This is a genomic window from Streptomyces sp. NPDC058880 (genome assembly GCF_042742535.1).
In the GTDB taxonomy this organism is placed as follows: Bacteria; Actinomycetota; Actinomycetes; order Streptomycetales; family Streptomycetaceae; genus Streptomyces.
The window spans coordinates 16,204-35,729 of record NZ_JBHYMC010000073.1 but is presented as its reverse complement, the minus strand read 5'-3'; the positions used below and the strand labels follow the sequence as shown (position 1 = coordinate 35,729).

6 protein-coding genes and 1 pseudogene are annotated in these 19,526 nt (G+C 73.2%); 6 read left to right on the top strand and 1 reads right to left on the bottom strand.

Annotated elements, in window-relative coordinates; all coding sequences use genetic code 11:
• Positions 1-60: 60 nt before the first annotated feature.
• Positions 61-1,578, bottom strand: a complete 1,518-nt coding sequence (locus tag ACFW2G_RS28935) for an FAD-dependent monooxygenase (RefSeq protein ID WP_384584507.1) — start codon at positions 1,576-1,578, stop codon at positions 61-63.
• Between the two features lie 373 nt (positions 1,579-1,951).
• Between ACFW2G_RS28935 and ACFW2G_RS28930 the strand changes: the two genes are divergently transcribed.
• From ACFW2G_RS28930 to ACFW2G_RS28905, 6 genes and pseudogenes are all read left to right on the top strand, one after another.
• Positions 1,952-2,239, top strand: a complete 288-nt coding sequence (locus ACFW2G_RS28930; protein WP_384584509.1) for a phosphopantetheine-binding protein — start codon at positions 1,952-1,954, stop codon at positions 2,237-2,239.
• Complete coding sequence (locus tag ACFW2G_RS28925) at positions 2,236-3,486, top strand: cytochrome P450 (protein ID WP_384584512.1); 1,251 nt, start codon at positions 2,236-2,238, stop codon at positions 3,484-3,486. Before ACFW2G_RS28930 ends, ACFW2G_RS28925 begins: the two co-directional genes overlap by 4 nt.
• A complete protein-coding gene (locus ACFW2G_RS28920; RefSeq protein ID WP_384584515.1) occupies positions 3,483-4,220 on the top strand; it encodes a thioesterase II family protein in 738 nt (245 codons plus the stop codon). Before ACFW2G_RS28925 ends, ACFW2G_RS28920 begins: the two co-directional genes overlap by 4 nt.
• 53 nt (positions 4,221-4,273) lie before the next feature.
• The gene (locus tag ACFW2G_RS28915; RefSeq protein WP_384584518.1) at positions 4,274-7,378 is read left to right on the top strand and encodes a type I polyketide synthase; all 3,105 of its coding nucleotides are present in this window, start codon (positions 4,274-4,276) and stop codon (positions 7,376-7,378) included.
• A 39-nt stretch (positions 7,379-7,417) separates the two neighbouring features.
• Positions 7,418-12,928 (top strand): annotated as a pseudogene (locus ACFW2G_RS28910) (SDR family NAD(P)-dependent oxidoreductase); the annotation flags it as partial.
• Between the two features lie 11 nt (positions 12,929-12,939).
• The gene (locus ACFW2G_RS28905) at positions 12,940-19,521 is read left to right on the top strand and encodes a type I polyketide synthase (RefSeq protein WP_384584521.1); all 6,582 of its coding nucleotides are present in this window, start codon (positions 12,940-12,942) and stop codon (positions 19,519-19,521) included.
• Positions 19,522-19,526 lie beyond the last annotated feature (5 nt).

Here is a 19,526-nt window from a genome sequence, read left to right as displayed (position 1 = left end):
GCCGTCAGGACCATCACCTGGTCCTGACGGCCGCCGCCGTCGTCGTGCCGGGCGGTGCTGTCACCCCTGCCGGGCGGGCCCGAACCAGGTGGTGAGGGCGGACCGCAGGGCCGCGGTGTCGAGTGCGTCTTCGGCGTCGGCCGCCCAGGCGACGTGCCCGTCGGGGCGGATGAGGACCGCCACGGGCGCGGGGACCTCGTCGATGACCGGCACGGGCCACGCGTCGTCCTCGCTGCGCGCCTCGACGACGTCGACGCGGTCGGCCCAGCCATCGGCCACCGCTGCCACCGCGGCGCCGGCGCCCAGGTCGAGCAGGACGGGGCGGCCGGAGTGCAGCAGGGTGTAGACGCAGGTGTCGCCGTCGGCCGTCTTGAGGTCGGCGTCGGGGACCCGGCGGCCCGTCAGAGGATGGTTGCCGTCGACCGCGTACCGGACGTCCAGCGCGGTCAGCATGGAGCGCAGGTGGCGGTTGACGTCGTCGAAGACCATGAGCTCGCCGAAGATCTCGCGCAGCGCGTCCGTCTGGGCGCCGGGGCGGGCCAGGGCCGACTGCGCCCGGGTGTTCTGCAGTACCCTTTCCCCCACGGGGTGGCGCTCGGCGTGGTAGGTGTCGAGGAGGCTCTCCGGGGCCTGGCCGCGCACCACCGAGGCGAGCTTCCAGCCGAGGTTGACCGCGTCCTGCACGCCCATGTTCAGCCCCTGCCCGCCAGCCGGGAAGTGGATGTGCGCCGCGTCGCCCGCGAGCAGCACCCGGCCCTGCCGGTACTGGGCGGCCTGTCGTGCCGCGTCGTTGAACCGGGAGATCCACCGCGGGTTCTTCATGCCGTAGTCGGTGCCCGCGAGCCTGGTCAACGACTCCCGGAGCTGTTCGAACGTCACGGGCTCGTCGCGGTCCACGACGCGGTCGTACTCGGATGCGATCACCCGGAACCAGCCCGGCTCGAAGGCGATCGCCGAGTAGTCGCCGCCGGCACAGCGCCGGATCCAGATGTAGTCCTCGTCCAGGTCCGGGAGCTCGACGTCGCCGATCAGCGCGGTCATCGTCGCGTCGGTGCCGGGGAAGCCGATGCCCGCCAGCTTGCGCACCGCGCTGCGCCCGCCGTCGCAGCCCACCAGGTAGCGGGCGCGCAGCGGCGCGGCTCCGCCATCGGTCGAGCCCAGTTCGACCGTCACTCCGGCCCCGTCCTGGCTGATCCCGGTCACCTCGGACGATCTGCGCACCCGCACGCCGAGCTCGCCGGCCCACTCCTCCAGTAGCTGCTCGATGGCGGACTGCAAGATCATCAGCGGATACGGATGCCTCGACTCCGAGTCGTCGAAGTCCAGGTACATGCCGGAGAAATGGCCCACCGGCTGCAGTTCCCCGACCGCCAGGAAGCGGTCCAGGATGCCGCGCTGGTCCAGCACCTCCAGCGTGCGGGAATGGATCCCGCCGGCCCGCGACTCGCCCGTCGCCTCCGCGAGCCGCTCGACCACCACCACGTCGACGCCTGCCAGCCGCAGCTCACAGGCGAGCATCAGGCCCGTCGGCCCGGCGCCCGCGATCACCACGTCCGCGTCCATGCCGGTGTGTCCCACGTCGTTCCCCCTCACTCCACTGCGCCTCTAACGTCGTTAAATCACCTCCACGTTCACTGAAAGCGGATCAGCCGGTCAATGAACGCCGGTGCCGGTACGGGACGCGACGCCGGCGACTTGCCCGTCCCGCCGGCGGGACGGGCGTGCCGGTCCACTCTCAACCCGACCGGCCGACGGGCACCGGACACCGGCCGACACGGTGTGCGCGGACGTGAATTCACGCGACACTTGATCCGGCCATTCAGGAATTCCGTCTCGCCGGCGGGACAACGCAAAAGACCTGATCGGCCGCCAATTGCGGTGACGGCCGGAGGCGGGGCCGAAAATGACGCGAGCGGGCACTCCCGGTCGGCAGAGGAAGGAAAGACTGGCAATGGAATCGTCGCCGCAGGTGCTGAACCCGCAGGGTGGACTGGACGAGAACGCGCCGGGTTCGCTGGCGCAGGAAATCGCGGAGATGTGGGGGGAATTCCTCGCCAACGGAAACGTCGGCGTGGAAGACGACTTCTTCGTGCTCGGCGGGAATTCGCTCACCGGAATCAAGATCATCGAGCGGGTGGCGCAGGACTACGGGGTCCAGCTGTCCGTGCGCGACTTCTACCTGGCGCAGACCCCGACCCGCGTCGCCGAGCTGATCGAGCAGGGGAGGGCGGCGGCGTGAGGCTGACGCCCGGCCCCGCGCGCGACCTCGACCTCGAAAGCCTCGACCTGTTCGACCTGGACCTCTACACGTCGGGCGATCCACACCCGATCTGGGACGTGATGCGGGCCAAGGCGCCCCTGCACCACCAGGTCCTGCCGGACGGCAGGGAGTTCTGGTCGGTGACCCGCTACGAGGACGTCCGCCGCGTGCTCAGCGACCACCGCGAGTTCACCTCGGAGCGCGGCACGGTCCCCACCCACCTCGGGACCGACGACCCCGCGGCCGGCGTGCTGATGACGTCCACCGACCCGCCGCGCCACACCGAGGTCCGCCGGCCGCTCGGCACCAAGCTCACGGCGCGGGCGGTGAAGTCCTGGGAGCACAAGATCCGCGCCACGGTCGTGCGCTTCCTGGAGCCGGCGCTCGACGGCGAGGTCTTCGACCTGGCCGACAAGGCGCTGCTGCTCCCGGCGATGGTCACCGGCCCCCTCCTCGGCCTCCCGGAGAAGGACTGGGAAGAGCTCGTCCAGCTGACCGCGATGGTGACGGCCCCCTCGGACCCGCACTTCCAGTTGGGCAGCGAGGCCGCGACCCTGGCCATCTCGCACCACGAGCTCCTCACCTACGTCCGGGACTGGGTCAAGACGCGCCGGAAGACCGGCGAAGAGGACGAGAGCCTGCTCCACCACCTCATGACCTTCCGTCCGGGGGGCGAGACGCTGAGCGACGAGGAGATCGCGCTCGACGGCTACAGCATCCTCCTGGGCGCCAACGTGACGACCCCGCACACCGTCTCGGGCACGGTCGAGGCGCTCATCGAGCGCCCCGTCCAGTACGAGAAGGCGGCGGCCGACCTGTCGCTGGTCCCGAACCTCGTCGAGGAAGGCCTGCGCTGGACGTCGGCCGCCTGCAACTTCATGCGGTACGCCGTGGACGATGTCGAGATCGGCGGGGGCACGATCCCGGCCGGCGGCGCGGTCGTGGCGTGGATCGGGTCAGCCAACCGGGACGAGACGCTGTTCCCCGACCCGCACACGTTCGACATCACGCGCGACGGCGCGAAGCGCCAGGCCGCGTTCGGGTTCGGGACGCACTTCTGCATCGGGGCGCCGCTGGCCCGGATGACGCTGCGCATCTTCTTCGAGGAACTGCTCACGCGCTTCGAGTCCCTTGAGCTCGCCGGCGAGCCGCAGCACCTGCGGTCGTACTTCATCGCCGGTATGACCCACCTCCCTATCGTCGGCAAGAAACGACAGACGCCATGACAACCGCCTCCGCCACCCTCCCCTCGCCGTGGTTCGTCCGGCCGCAGTCCGACGCGCACGTCGCCCGGCTCTTCTGCCTGCCCTTCTCCGGCTCCGGGGCGTCGGCGTTCAGCGCCTGGCCGGCCGCGATCGACGACATCGAGGTCTGCCCGGTGCAGTTCCCCGGCCGTGAGAACCGGCTGGGCCACCCGCACTACGGCACCTACGAGAACCTGGCCGACAGCCTGGTCGAGCAGCTGGAGCCGCTGCTGGACCGTCCGTATGCGTTCTTCGCGCACTGTGCGGGAGCGATGCCCGCTTACGAGACCGTGCTCCGGCTCGCCGAGCGCGGCCTGCCCGGTCCGGACTGCCTCTTCGTGTCGGGCCAGCCCGCCCCGCACGACGCCTCGCGCGACCGGATGCTCACCATGACTGAGCCCGAGCTGCGCGCCGAGCTGGAGGCGTTCATCCGCGGCCGCGGGATCGAGCCGCGGCCGGACATGGTCGACCTGGGCATGCTCGTGCTGCTCCGCGATCACGCCGCCGCGGCCGCGTACCGGCGGCCGGAGCCGGTCAAGGTGGACTGCCCCATCGTCGTCGTGCACTGGTCGGACGACACCGACGTGAGCCTCGAAGAGCTGGCGGGGTGGCGCCGGTACTCGGACTCGGCCGAGATCCGGGTGGTCGACGGCGGCCACTACGACTTCATGGACGCGCCCGACGAGCTGCTGAAGTCGCTGAGCACCTGGCGGTGACCCCCGTGCCACCCGCAACAGCCCCCTGCCGAGAGAACCGGAAGGAAATTCGTATGAGTGGCGCAGCCGCCGACATTGCCGTCATCGGGATGTCGTGCCGGTTCCCCGGTGTGAACGACCCGAACGAGTTCTGGCGCTTGCTGCTCGACGGGGAATCGACCGTCGGAACGTTCCCCGAACCCCGGGCGGCCGGCTCCGCCTACGCCGCCCATCCGGACGCGGCCACCCTGAAGACGGGTTCGTACCTCGAATCCGTCGACGGGTTCGACGCCGAGTTCTTCGGCACGGGCCCGGCGGAAGCGGCCGCGATGGACCCCGTGCAGCGGCTGGGGCTGGAGCTCGCCTGGGAGGCCGTCGAGGACGCCCGCATCCCGGCGGGCGCGCTCGCCGGCCGCGAGATCGACGTCGTGGTCGGCACCGCGCCCTCCGGGTACGACCTGCTGCGCAAGCTGTCCGGCAGCGACCGGGACGACCACTATGCCGCGCTCGGCTCGAACGGTGCGATGATCGCGAACAGGATCTCCAGCCTGTTCGACGTCCGGGGCATGAGCTTCTGCGCCGACTCCGGCCAGTCCTCCTCGCTCGTTTCGCTGGCGCTCACCTGCGAGCGGATCGGCAGCGGCGCGGTCGACATGGCGATTGCCGGCGGCGTGCACCTGGTCGTCGATCCGGAAGCGGGCCTCAGCCTGGCGAACCTGGGCGCCCTGTCGCCCGACGGCCGCTGCTTTACCTTCGACGAGCGGGCCAACGGCTTCGCCCGCGGCGAGGGCGGGGCCTTCGTCGTGCTCAAGCGCCTCGACCTCGCCGTCGCCGACGGCGACCACGTCTACGCGGTCGTGCGCGGCTGGGGCGTCGCCAGTGGCGGCGCGACCACCCGCATGCCGGACCCCAGCCCCACCGGGCAGGCGGCCGCCGTGCGGGCCGCGCTCGCGCGCGCGGACGTCGACTTCGACAGCATCGACTACGTCGAGGCCCACGGCACCGGCACCCGCATGGGCGACCCGGCCGAGATCGCCGGTCTGCGCGAGGCGTTCGGGGAGAACGGCCGCAGCCGCCCCCTGGTGATCGGCTCGGTGAAGACCAACGTCGGGCACCTGGAGCCGGCTGCGGGCATCGTCGGCTTTGTGAAGGCGGCGCTCTGCCTGGACCGCGGCCACCTGGTGCCGAGCCTGAACTTCCGCTCCCCGAACCCCGGCATCCCCGACTTCCACCGGGACTTCGAGGTCGTCCGGGCCGCGCGGCCCTGGCACGGCACTCCCGACCGGCCGCGCCGGGCCGGGGTGTCCGCGTTCGGCATGGGAGGCACCACCGCGCACATGATCCTGGAACAGGCCCCCGCGGCACAGACGGCGCCCCGTGCGGCCGACGAGGACCCGGCTCCCGCCGCTGTCTCCGGCGTGCTGCCGTGGGTGCTCTCCGCGCGGTCGGAGCCGGCCCTGCGGGAGCAGGCGGCGCGGCTGCGGGAGCTCGTGGCCGCGGACGCCTCGCTGTCGGCGGTCGCCGTCGGCCACTCGCTGCTGTCGACCCGCGCGCAGTTCGGCCACCGGGCGGTCGTGCTCGGCGCCGACCGCGAGGAGTCGCTGGCCGGACTCGGCCTGCTGGCCTCGGGAAGCGACTCGCCGAGGGCGATCCGCGGTGCGGCCGCGCAGCCGGCGGCTCCGGTCGTCTTCGTGTTCCCCGGCCAGGGCTCGCAGTGGCTGGGCATGGGCAAGCAGCTGTACGCGCAGTCGCAGGTGTTCGCACGCGCGGTCGACGAGTGCGCGCAGGCCCTGGCGCCGCACGTGGACTGGTCCCTGGTGGACGTGCTGACCGGCGTCGAGGGCGCCGCGTCGCTGGAGCGGATCGAGGTCGTCCAGCCGGCGCTGTTCGCGATGCTGGTCGCCCTGGCGCGGGTGTGGCGTTCGCTCGGGGTGACCCCGGACGCGGTGATCGGCCACTCGCAGGGCGAGATCGCCGCCGCCTACACCGCCGGCGCCCTGACGCTGGAGGACGCCGCCAAGATCGTGGCCCTGCGCTCGCAGCTGCTCGCCACGGTCGCCGGACAGGGAAGCATGGCCGGCATCCTGCTGCCCGAGCAGCAGGTGCGCGAGCTCATGGGGCAGTGGGGCAACCGGCTCGGGATCGCCGCGGTCAACGGACCGAACTCCACCACCGTCTCCGGCGAGACCGCGGCCGTCGAGGAACTGCTCGCTGCCTGCGAGGCCCGGGGTGCCCGTGCCCGGCTGATCAGATCCACGGTTCCCGGGCACTCGCCGCTGCTGGACCAGTTCGAAGACCGGCTCACCGAAGGCCTGGGCCGCATCACGCCGCGGCCCGCGACGGTGCCGGTCTACTCGACGGTGACCGGAGACCTGATCGACCCCGCCGAGTTCGACACCGCCTACTGGTTCCGCAACCTGCGGCAGACGGTCCGGTTCGAGGCCGGCATGCGGCGCGTCATCGAGCAGGGGCACACCACTGTCGTCGAGATCAGCCCGCACCCGGTGCTCCGGGTGGCGGTGGAGGAGACGGCCGAAGCACTGGCGGCCTCGCCGCTGGTGGTGGGCACCCTCGGCCGGCAGGACGGTGGCGCGGACAAGGTCCTTGCGTCGCTCGCCGAACTGTACGTACACGGCCTGCCGGTGGATTGGGAGGCGGCGTTCGCCGCGGACCAGCCGCACCGGATCGGCCTGCCGACGTACGCGTTCCAGCGGCAGCGGTACTGGCTGAAGGCCGAGGACACGGGTGCTGCGAACGGCTCCTCCGCGCAGGCGGGCGGTCCGGGCGCGGGCACCCGGGCGGACCTGGACTCGCAAGACGACGTCCTCGCCCTCGTGTGCACCGAAACGGCAGCGCTGCTGAGCGCGAACGGCGCCGCCGCGGACGCCGCCCTCGTGGCGGGCGCGCAGCTGAGCTTCAAGGCGCTCGGCTTCGACTCGTCCATGGCCGTGGCGCTCCGCAACCGGCTCGCCGGGGCGGCCGGAGTGCGGCTCTCGGCCACCGTCGCGTTCACGTACCCCACGCCGCAGGCGCTCGCCGGCCACGTCTTCTCCCTCCTCGAACCGCAGGTTCCCGAGGCGCCGGAACCGGTGGAGGAACCGGAACCGGTGGAAAAACCGGCTCTGGAAAATCACAGTGATGATGATTTGTACGAATTGATCGACCGCGGATACCTGTAGCAACACCGTTCTTCTAAGCAACTGTTGGGGGAGGCCCTGGTGGAGGATGTCGACAAGCTCCGGTCGTACCTGCGACGCGCCGTCGGCGACGTGCAGCAGCTGCGCGAGCGGGTGCGCGAGCTGGAGGAGTCCGCTCGCGAGCCCATCGCCGTCGTGGGCGTGGGGTGCCGCTTCCCGGGCGGGGTGACGTCCCCCGAGGCCCTGTGGGGGGTCGTGTCCGAGGGAGTGGACGCCATGGGCGACTTCCCCACGGACCGGGGCTGGGACCTGGAGGCCCTGTACTCCCCGGACCCCGAGACCGTCGGGACCACGTACACGCGCTCGGGCGGGTTCCTCGACGACCTCGGGGACTTCGACGCGCCGTTCTTCGGCATCAGCCCGCGCGAGGCGCTCGCCGCCGACCCGCAGCAGCGGCTGATGCTGGAGACTTCCTGGGAGGCACTGGAGCGGGCCGGCATCGACCCCCAGAGCCTGCGGGGCACGGACACCGGAGTGTTCACCGGGATCTACGCCGTCGACTACGGCCCGCGGATGGGCGGCGGGGCGGCCGCCGAGATCGAGGGCTTCGCGATCACCGGCCGGTACAACAGCGTGGCCTCGGGCCGGGTGTCGTACGTGCTCGGCCTGGAGGGACCGGCGGTCTCGACCGACACCGCGTGCTCGTCCTCGCTCGTCGCCGTCCACCAGGCCGTACGGTCGCTGCGCTCCGGGGAGTGCGGGCTGGCCCTGGCCGGCGGCGTGTCGATCCTGCCGACCCCCGGCATGTTCGTGGAGATGGCCAAGCAGCGCGGCCTGTCGGAGGACGGCCGGTGCAAGGCGTTCGCCGAGGCGGCGGACGGCACCGGCTTCTCCGAGGGCGCGGGCGTACTCGTGCTCGAACGCCTCTCCGACGCCGTCCGCAACGGGCGCCGCATCTGGGGCGTCATCCGCGGCTCGGCCGTCAACCAGGACGGCGCCTCCAACGGCCTGTCCGCGCCCAACGAACTGGCACAGCGCCGCGTCATCCGGGCCGCCCTGGCCGACGCCGGAGTACCGGCGGGCGAGGTGGACGCCGTGGAGGCCCACGGCACCGGCACCACGCTCGGCGACCCCATCGAGGCGCAGGCGCTGCTGGCGACGTACGGTCAGGAGCGGGAGCAGGGTGCTCCGTTGTGGCTGGGTTCGCTGAAGTCGAATATTGGTCACACGCAGGCGGCCGCGGGTGTCGGCGGCATCATCAAGATGCTGATGGCGATGCGGCACGGGGTGATGCCCAAGACGCTGCACGTGGACCGGCCGTCGACGCATGTGGACTGGTCGGCCGGTGGGGTCGAGCTGCTGACCGAGGCCCGCGAGTGGACCAGCGCCCCGGAGCGGCCGCGCCGGGCCGGCGTCTCCGCCTTCGGTATCAGCGGCACCAACGCACACGTCATCCTCGAACAGGCCCCCGAGCCGGAGCGCGCCCCGGAAACGGCCGAGCAGGCCCCGGTCAGCGCGGCGCTGCCGTGGGTGCTGTCGGCGCGCTCGCCGGAGGCACTGCGGGAGCAGGCGCTGCGGCTGCGCGACAGCGTGGCGTCGGACGCGGGCTTGCCCGCCGCCACCGTGGGCCGCTCGCTGGTGGCCACGCGCTCGCTGTTCGACCACCGCCAGGTGGTCGTCGGCGCCGGCCGGGACGAGCTCCTCGCCGGCCTGGCCGCCGCTGCCGCCGGTGACGACAGCGCTGCCGTGGTCCGCGGAGTCGCCGGGCCCATGGGCAAGACGGTCTTCGTCTTCCCCGGCCAGGGCGCGCAGTGGGTCGGGATGGGCCGTGAGCTGTGGGACTCCTCCCCGGTGTTCGCACGCCGGATGCAGGAGTGCTCCGACGCCCTCGCACCGCACGTCGACTGGGACCTGTACGAGATGCTCGGCGACGCAGAGGCGCTGGAGCGGGTCGACGTCGTACAGCCTGTGCTGTGGGCCGTGATGGTTTCGCTCGCCGATGTCTGGCGCTCGTACGGGGTGCAGCCGGCGGCCGTCGTGGGCCACTCGCAGGGCGAGATCGCCGCCGCGTGCGTGGCCGGAGCCCTGTCGATCGAGGACGCCGCGAAGGTCGTCGCCCTGCGGGCGCGGGCCATCCTCGCGCTGTCCGGGCAGGGCGCCATGTCCTCGGTCGTGCTGCCCGCAGAGGACGTGCGGGCGCGCCTGACCGACGGCCTGTCGATCGCCGTCGTCAACGGGCCCACGTCCGTCGTCGTGTCCGGCGACCCGGCCGAGCTGGACGCCTTCCTCGCCGGCTGCGAGGCCGACGAGGTCCGGGTCCGCCGCGTGCCGGTGGACTACGCCTCGCACTGCGCGTACGTGGAGCCCATCCGCGAGGAGCTGGCCCGCGTCCTGACCGGCCTCGCACCCCGCACGTCCGAGGTGCCGTTCTTCTCCACCGTGACTGCCGACTGGATGGACACCACGCTGCTGGACGGCGAGTACTGGTACACCAACCTGCGCCAGACGGTCCGCTTCGAGGAGGCCACCCGCGCCCTCGCCGCGCAGGGCTTCCGCACGTTCGTCGAGGCGTCCGTCCACCCGGTGCTGCCCGCCCACGTGGAGCAGACCCTCGACGGCGCGGGCGTCGAAGTTGTTGCCGTCGGCACGCTGCGCCGGGGCGAAGGCGGACTCGCACGGTTCCTCCGGTCGGCCGCCGAGGCCTTCGTCGCGGGTCTCCCCGTGCAGTGGGACCAAGCCTTCGGTGGCTGGGACGGCCCGTGGGCCGAGCTGCCCACCTACGCCTTCCAGCGCCAGCGCTACTGGCTGAACACCCCCGACGAGACTGATGCCCGCAGCACCTCGGACCACCCACTCCTCGACGCCGTGATCGACCTGCCCGAGGACGGCGAGCTCAGCGGCGTGGTCGCCGGCGGCCGGCTGTCGCTGGAACGCCAGCCCTGGCTCGCCGACCACATCGTCCACGGCGCCGTCCTGGTGCCTGCCACGGCCCTGCTGGACCTGGCCGTCTGGGCGGCCCACGAGGCGGGCGCCGAGGCCGTCGAGGAACTCGTCCTGGAAACCCCGCTGGTGCTCTCCCGGACCACCGACCGCGACATCCGCGTCGTCGTCGACGCCAAGAGCGTGATCAGCGTGCACTCGCGGGGCGAGGGCGACACCGAGTGGACCCGCAACGCCGTCGGCGTCGTCGGGTCCGGCACCGACACCGGCGCCACCCGCACCGGGGAGAGCCTCGCCGTGTGGCCCCCCGCGGGCGCGACCGCCGTGCCGTTCGAGGACGAGTACGCCCGCCTGTCCGGCCTCGGGTTCGGCTACGGACCCCTGTTCCGCGGCCTGGAGAAGCTCTGGCGCCGCGACGACGCCCTGTTCGCCGAGGTGCGGCTGCCCGACGGCGCCGGCGCCGGCCGCGGCGGGTTCCGCATCCACCCGGCGCTGCTGCAGGCCGCGCTGGTCCCGGTCGGCCTGGGCCAGTTCGTCGACAACTCCCGCCCCGAGGGCTGGCTGCCGTTCAGCTGGAGGGGCATCCGCGTGAACTCCGCCGAGCCGGCCGCGCTGCGCGTGCGCCTGACCCCCGCGGGGGAGAACGCCCTGTCGCTGACCCTCGCGGACCAGGACGGCACCCCCGTCGGAGGGATCGACACGCTGAGCCTGCGGCCCGCGGACGTCGAGAAGCTCACCGCGCTGGGCTTCGACCACCGGGACTCCCTGTTCCAGGTGGACTGGGCCCCCCTCACCACCTCCGGCGCCACCGTCCCGTACGCGGTGCTGGGCGCCCCCGAGGCCGTCGCCGCCACCCTGGACGAGGGCGCCGACGTCTTCGCCGGCCTCGCGGAACTCGCCGCCTCCGGCGCCGGGATCCCCCCCCTCGTCATCGCCGGCACCGAACCGGCCGCCGCGGACGGCGACGACACCGCGGCCCGCGCCGGGCAGACCGTCCACCAAGTGCTGCGGTGGACGCAGGAATGGCTGGCCGAGGACCGGTTCGCCGACTCCCGCCTGGTCATCGTGACGCGCGACGCGGTCGGCGACGACCGCGTACGGCGCACCGACCCCGCCGCAGCCGCGGCCTGGGGCTTCGTGCGCACCGCGCAGACCGAGAACCCGGGTCGCTTCACGCTCGTGGACACCGACGGCACGCCCGCGTCCTGGGCGGCGGTCCCGGCGGCGGCCGCCACCGGCGAGCCCCAGCTCAAGATCCGCGCCGGCGAGGCGACCACTCCGGAGCTGGTCCGCGTCCACGGCGCCCACGGCGCGGACGGAGTTCCCGCGCTCGGCACCGGAACCGTGCTGATCACCGGCGGCACCAGCGGCCTCGGCGCGATGCTGGCCCGCCACCTCGTGGAGCGCCACGGCGTGCGCAGCCTGGTGCTGAGCAGTAGGCGGGGCCCCGCGGCCCCGGCCGCGGCTGGCCTGCGCGAGGAGCTGACCGCCGCGGGAGCCCGCGTCGAGGTCGTCGCCTGCGACGTCACGAACCGCGAGTCCGTCGAAGCCCTCATCGCCGCGGTGCCGTCCGAGCACCCGCTGACCTCGGTGGTCCACTGCGCGGGCGTGCTCGCCGACGGAGTCGTCGAGGCGCTGACGCCGGAGCGCGTGGACAGCGTCCTCGCCCCGAAGGTGCACGGTGCCTGGCACCTGCACGAGCTGACCCGGCACCTCGACCTGTCCGCGTTCGTGCTGTTCTCATCGATCGCCGGCGTGGTCGGCACGGCGGGCCAGGCCAACTACGCGGCGGCCAACGGATTCCTCAACGGCCTCGCCGAGGTCCGCCGGTCCGAGGGACTGCCGGCCACCGCGCTGTGCTGGGGCTTCTGGGCCGAGCGCAGCGAGATGGTCGCCGACCTCGTCGACACGGACGTCGTACGCCTCCAGCGGCAAGGCGTGCTGCCGCTGGCCTCGCAGGAGGGCCTCGCCCTCTTCGACCTGGCGGTCTCGCTCGACGAGCCGGTGCTGGTGCCCGCACGGCTCGACCTCACCGCCCCGGGCGCTTCCTCGCCGCTCCTGCGCGCTCTGGCCGGCACGTCGGCCGGATCCCGCGGGCCGGGCGCCGGCGAGGCCGCCGGTGCCGGACTCGCGCAGCAGCTGAAGACGCTGCCGCCGGCCGAGGCGGAGGCGCTGCTGCTCGACGCCGTCCGTACCCAGACCGCGGTCGTCCTCGGCCACCCGGACACCAAGAAGATCGGTCCGGCCGCGGCGTTCAAGAAGCTCGGGATCGACTCGCTCACGGCGCTGGAGCTGCGCAACAAGCTGTCCGCGGTGACCGGCCTGAAGCTGCCCGCCACGCTCGTCTTCGACTACCCGAACGCGAGTGCCCTGGCGCAGTTCCTGAGCGCGAGCATCACCCCCGGACCCGCCGCCCCGGAGTCTTCGGCCGACCACCTGGCCAAGGAGATCGAAGGACTGGGCGCCCGGCTGGAGGAAGCGTTCCTCCGGCTCGCGGCGGGGGAGCAGGCCACCATCTCCACCCTGCTCGGCGAACTCCAGGGCCGGGTCCGTTCCATGGCGGGCGCCGGTGCACCGGTCGGCATCGCCGACCAGATCAGTGCCGCATCCGCAGCAGACCTTCTCTCGCTGCTCGACAAAGAACTCGGCTAGGGGAAATCCAGATGACCAACGACAACGCCGATGTTCTCGACTACCTCAAGCGGACATCGATCGAACTACTCGAAACGCGCAAGCGCCTCAAGGAGGTGACGGAGGCCGCTGCCGAGCCCATCGCAGTGGTCGGCGTCGCCTGCCGTTTCCCCGGCGGGGCCGCCTCCCCGGAGGCGCTCTGGGACCTGGTGCAGGCCGGCGCGGACGTCGTCTCGGACTTGCCGGAGGACCGCTACTGGAACCTGGCGGAGCTGTACGACCCCTCGGGCGAGCGGTCGGACTCCAGCTACACCCGAAAGGGCGGGTTCCTGTACGACGCGGGCGACTTCGACGCCGACTTCTTCGAGATCAACCCACGCGAGGCGCTGGCCGCCGACCCGCAGCAGCGGCTGCTCCTCGAGACCTCCTGGGAGTCCCTGGAGCGGGCCGGCATCGACCCGCACACCCTGCGCGGCACCAACACCGGCGTGTTCGCCGGCATCGCCTACTTCGGGTACGGCAACCACTACTCGACCCCCGAGACCATCTCGGGCTACGGGCAGATCGGCTCCCTGCTGAGCGTCGCCTCCGGCCGCGTGTCGTACGCGCTGGGCCTGGAGGGACCGGCGGTCTCGACCGACACCGCGTGCTCGTCCTCGCTCGTCGCGGTGCACCAGGCCGTGCAGTCCCTGCGGCAGGGCGAGTGCGGCCTCGCGCTCGCCGGCGGCGTCACCGTCATGGCCACGGCCCAGGTCCTGCGCGAGATGTCGCGGCTGCGGGGCCTGGCGGAGGACGGCCGGTGCAAGGCGTTCGCGGACGCGGCGGACGGCACCGGCTTCTCCGAGGGCGTCGGCATGCTGGTCCTGGAGCGGCTCTCGGACGCGCAGCGCAAGGGGCGCCGCATCTGGGGCGTGATCCGAGGCTCCGCGATCAACCAGGACGGGGCCTCCAACGGCCTGACCGCCCCGAGCGGCCCGGCCCAGCAGCGCGTGATCCGGGCGGCATTGGCGAACGCCCGCGTGCAGGCGGGCGAGATCGACGTGGTCGAGGCCCACGGCACCGGCACCACGCTCGGCGACCCCATCGAGGCGCAGGCGCTGCTGGCGACGTACGGTCAGGAGCGGGAGCAGGGTGCTCCGTTGTGGCTGGGTTCGCTGAAGTCGAATATTGGTCACACGCAGGCGGCCGCGGGTGTCGGCGGCATCATCAAGATGCTGATGGCGATGCGGCACGGGGTGATGCCCAAGACGCTGCACGTGGACCGGCCGTCGACGCATGTGGACTGGTCGGCCGGTGGGGTCGAGCTGCTGACCGAGGCCCGCGAGTGGACCAGCGCCCCGGAGCGGCCGCGCCGGGCCGGCGTCTCCGCCTTCGGCGCCAGCGGCACCAACGCACACGTCATCCTCGAACAGGCCCCCGAGCCGGAGCCCGCCCCGGAAACGGCCGAGCAGGCCCCGGCCGGCATCGACGGCCTGCTGCCCTGGGCACTGTCGGCACGCTCCGAGCAGGCGCTGCAGGCACAGGCGGAGAAGCTGCGCGAGTTCGTCGCTGCCGACCCGGGCGCGGACCTCGCCGGCATCGGCGCTTCCCTGGTGGCCACCCGGGCCCGGTTCGAGCACCGAGCGGTGGTGCTGGGCCGCGGCCGCGAGGAGCTGCTGAGCGCCCTCGCCTCCCTGGGTGAAGGCGCCGACTCCCCCGCAGTGGTGCGCGCCGTGGCCGCCGAGGTCGACGGCTCCGTCTTCATGTTCCCCGGCCAGGGCGCGAAATGGACCGGTGTGGCCCGGGAGCTGTACGAGGTCTTCCCCGTCTTCGCCCGGGCCCTCGACGAGGTCTGCGCGAGCTTCGACGCGCACCTGCCGTTCGCCCTCAAGCCCCTGCTCCTCGCCGACGAGCCCGAGGGCGCCGCGCGCACGGACGTCATGCAGCCGGCGCTGTTCGCCCTCCAGGTCGCCCTGTACCGGCTGACGACCCGGTACGCCCCGCAGCCGGGGCGGCTGATCGGCCACTCGGTCGGCGAGATCGCCGCCGCCCACGTGTCCGGCGCCTTCGACCTGGACACCGCGACCCGGCTCGTGGCCGCCCGCGGACGGGTCATGCAGACCGTCACCGAGCACGGCGCCATGCTGGCCGTGCGCGCCTCGGAGGCCGAGGTGACCCCGCTGCTCGGCACATACGAGCGCATCGGCATCGCCGCCGTCAACGGACCGGAATCCGTGGTGGTCTCGGGCCTGCGTGACGAGATCCACGCCCTCCGGGACCGGCTCGTCGCGGACGGCCGATCGGCGAAAATTCTCCCGGTCGAGCACGCCTTCCACTCCCCGCTGATGGACCCGATCCTGGACGAGTTCGCCCAGGCGCTCGGCACCCTGCCCGCGGACGGCGAGCTGTCGATCCCGATCGTCTCGACGCGGCTGGGCCGCGAGGCCACGCTCCAGGACCTGACGTCCGTCGCGCACTGGGTGGACCACGTCCGGGCGCCCGTGCGCTTCCACGAGGCCGTCGAGCGCGCCCGCGAGGCCGGCGCGGACGCCTTCGTCGAGGTCGGGCCGGGCTCGACGCTCACGGGCCTGGTCAAGGACGCCTTCGCCGGCGAGGGCGTGACCGATGCCGTCGTCCTGTCGGTCTCGCGGAGAGACCGCGGGGCGGCCGGGGCGCTGGCCGCCGCGCTCGCCGAACTGCACGTGAGCGGCGGCTCCGTGGACTGGGACGCCCTGTTCGGGGCGCGCCTGGCGGTGGAGCTCCCCACGTACGCGTTCCAGCGTCAGCGGTACTGGCTGGACTTCCTGGCCGCGGCGGCGAACGCCGACGTGGCGTCCGCCGGTCTGGCCGCCCCGGCGCATCCGCTGCTGGGCGCCGCGGTCGACCACCCCGGCACCGGCGAGGTGGTGTTCACCGACCTGTGGTCCGTGCGGACCCACGACTGGCTCGCCGATCACGCGGTGTTCGACTTGGTCGTCGTCCCGGCGACGGCCTACATGGACCTGGCGCTGTGGGTCGGCGACCGCGTCGGCGCCGACGCGGTCGAGGAGCTCTCCCTCGAAGTCCCCCTGATCCTCGCCGACTCCGGCGAGGTGCAGGTGCGCCTCGTCGCCGGCGCGGCCGACGAGACGGGCCGGCGCTCCCTCGACGTGTACTCGCGTCCCGTGGAGGACGGTGCGACGGACGGCGGCTGGACCCGGCACGCGATGGGCACCCTGGCGCCCGGCGCCGCGCGCACGGGCGCGCAGGCCGGCGCGGCGGCCCCGCTCGCCGAGTGGCCCCCGGCCGGGGCCCGGCAGATCGGCTTCGACGGTCTTTACGACTCCCTCGCGGACAAGGGCTTCGACTACGGTCCGACATTCCGCGGGCTGCGCGAGGTGTGGCGACAGGGCGACGAGGTCTTCGCCCTCGCCACGCTCCCGCAGGACGCCCCGGGGTCGGCGGGCGGCGGGTTCGTCCTGCACCCGGCACTGATCGACACCGTTTTGCACGCGGTGGTCGTCGGCGGGGTCATCACGGTCACGGACGAGCAGGGCTGGATGCCCTTCTCGTGGTCCGGCGTGCAGCTCCTCGGCGAATGCGGCCCGACCGTGAGGGTCCGGCTCACCCCGGCCGGCGAAGGCATCGTGTCCGTGGCGATCGCCGACGAACACGGCCGCGAGGTCGCCCGCATCGATGCCCTGACGTTCCGCCCCGCCACCGCCGACCAGGTGTGCTCGGTGCGCGGCGGCGAGCACCCGCTGTACGAACTGGCCTGGCGGCCGGTACGGGACGGCTCGGCGGAGCCGTACCGCGGTCCGTGGGCCGTGCTCGGCGCGCACGACGGCCTGGTCGCCAGGCTCGCTGCGGCGGCCGGCGGGGACGTCGCGTTCCACGAGTCGCTGGACGCCGTGCTGGCGGGGCAGGCGCCCCGCCACCTCGTGCTGTGCCTGGACGACTTCGCCACCGCCGGGCCCGACCTGCTCACCGCGGTCGGCTCCGCGGACAAGCGCGTGCTGGAGTGGATCCAGCAGTTCCTCGCCGAGGACCGGCTCGCCGGATCCACCCTGGTCGTGCTCACCCGCCGGGCGCTCGCAACAGCCGCGGGCGAAGGCGTCGAGAGCCTGCCCGGCGCGTCCGTGTGGGGCCTGGTCCGGTCCGCCCAGACCGAGCACCCCGGCCGGTTCGGGCTGGTCGACCTCGACGACGACGCGACCTCCTGGGCGGGTGTCGCGGGAGCCCTCTCCCTCGGCGAGCCCCAGCTGGCGCTGCGCGGCGGCACGTACCTGGTGCCCCGGATGGCGCCCGCGGCGCCCGCCGACCAGCGGATCGAGGCGCCGGCGGCCGGCGCCCACCGGCTCGGTATCACGGACCGGGGTACCCTGGAGAACCTGACCTGGATCGCGTGCCCGGAGGTGGAGGCGCCCCTGACGAGCGGGCAGGTCCGCATCGCCGTGCACGCGGCGGGCCTCAACTTCCGCGACGTCACGATCGCCCTCGGGCTCATCGACGGGACGGCGTTCGACACCGGGCTCGGCAGCGAGGGCGCCGGCGTCGTGCTGGAGGTCGCCGACGATGTGACCGCCTTCGCTCCGGGTGACCGGGTGACCGGCATCTTCGCTGGCTCCTTCGGCCGCGTGGCCGTGGCGGACCACCGCCTGCTGACACCCGTCCCCGACGGGTGGACGCACGCCGAGGCGGCGTCCATGCCGAGCACCTTCCTGACCGCGTACTACGCCCTCTTCCACGTGATGCAGCTGAAGAAGGGCCAGCGCATCCTCATCCACGCCGCGGCGGGCGGAGTCGGCACGGCCGCCGTGCAGCTGGCGAAGCACGTTGGCGCCGAGATCTACGCGACCGCGAGCCCCGCCAAGTGGCCCGCCCTGCGCGCGCTGGGCCTGGACGATGCGCACCTGGCGTCGTCGCGCGACCTGGACTTCGTGGAGAAGTTCCTGGAGGCCACGGACGGCCGCGGCGTCGACGTGGTCCTGAACTCCCTCGCGCACACCTTCGTCGACGCCTCGCTGAAGCTGCTGCTCGGCGGCGGCAACTTCATCGAGATGGGCAAGACGGACATCCGTGACGCCCGGCAGGTCGCCGCCGACCACCCCGGCGTCGACTACGAGGCCTTCGACCTCTACGGGTCGGCCGGACCGGACGCGCTCCAGGCGATGTTCCGGGACGTCATGGCGCTGTTCGCCGAGGGGCGGGTGCAGCTGACCCCGATCTCCGTCCGGAACATCCGTGACGCCCGCTCCACGTTCCGCGAGATGAGCCAGGGCCGCCACGTCGGCAAGCTCGTCTTCGACCTGGGCGGCGGCTTCGGCGGCGGCACGGTGCTCGTCACCGGCGCCACCGGCGGCGTGGGCCCGCTCGTGGCACGGCACCTGGTCGCCGAGCACGGCGTGCAGAGCCTGCTGCTGGCCAGCCGCCGCGGTATCGCGGCCGACGGGATGCCCGAGCTGGTCGCCGACCTGGAAGCCGCCGGCGCCGCCGTACGGGTCGCGGCGGTCGACATCGCGGACCGTGCCGCCGTGGCGGACCTGCTGGCGGACCTGCCCGGCCGCTACCCGCTGACGGCGGTCGTGCACGCGGCGGGTGTACTGGCGGACGGCACCGTCGAATCACTGACCGCGGACAGCATCGACCACGTCCTGCGGTCCAAGGTCGGCGGTGCGGTGAACCTGCACGAACTCACCCGCGACCTGCCCCTGTCGGCGTTCATCCAGTTCTCCGCGTTCGCCGGCACCCTCGGTACCGGCGGACAGGCCAACTACGCGGCGGCGAACGGTTTCCTGGACGGCCTGGCGGCGCAGCGCAGGGCGGCAGGCCTGCCCGGCACCTCGCTGGCCTGGGGCTGGTGGGCCGAGAGCAGCGGCATGGCCGGCGACCTGGACGAGGCCGACCTCTCCCGGCTGCGGCGGATGGGCATCAGCGCCATGCCGACGGCCGAGGCACTGGGCCTGTTCGACGCGGCGTGGGAGAACGGCAAGCCGGTCCTCATCCCGGCCCGGGTCGACCTCGCCGGGCTGCGGAACAAGGACGCCGACGAGCTGCCGCCGATCCTGCGCGACCTGGTCGAGAGCGGCCGCCCGCGCCGCAGCAGCGCGGGTGCGCCCAAGGACGCCGGCTCGGCCGGTGTGGTCGCCCGGCTGGTCACCCTGCCCGCGGACGAAGCCGAGGCGGCGGTCCTGGACTGGATCCGCGACCAGGCCGCCATCGTGCTCGGTCACGCCTCGGGCGCGGCCGTCGACGCCGACCAGGCGTTCACCCAGCTCGGGTTCGACTCGCTGACCGCGGTCGAACTCTGCAACCGCCTGGCCGCCGCGACCGGACTGCGCCTGGCGTCCACCCTCGTCTTCAGCTACCCCACGCCCCGGGAACTGGGTCTGCACCTGCTCGGCCTGCTGAGGCCCGAGCAGGACGCGAGCGCGGACGAGGACGCTGAGATCCGCGAAGCGCTGCGGAACGTCTCGATCGACAGCCTGCGCAGCGCGGGCCTCCTGGAACTGGTCCTGGCGTGCGCCGGCCCGGCCCGGGCGGGCGCCGACGCGGACGTGGACGTGGACGTGGCGGACGCGGACCCCCGCGCGGACGGACTGTCGGACCTGGACCTGGACGCGCTCCTGGACCTGGCTCTGGATGAGAAGAGGTAAGTGAC

Bases quoted from the DNA above. Each gene is read 5' to 3' on its own strand.
- ACFW2G_RS28930 (WP_384584509.1), top strand. From the start codon at position 1,952: ATGGAATCGTCGCCGCAGGTGCTGAACCCGCAGGGTGGACTGGACGAG.
- ACFW2G_RS28920 (WP_384584515.1), top strand. From the start codon at position 3,483: ATGACAACCGCCTCCGCCACCCTCCCCTCGCCGTGGTTCGTCCGGCCG.
- ACFW2G_RS28915 (WP_384584518.1), top strand. From the start codon at position 4,274: ATGAGTGGCGCAGCCGCCGACATTGCCGTCATCGGGATGTCGTGCCGG.
- ACFW2G_RS28905 (WP_384584521.1), top strand. From the start codon at position 12,940: ATGACCAACGACAACGCCGATGTTCTCGACTACCTCAAGCGGACATCG.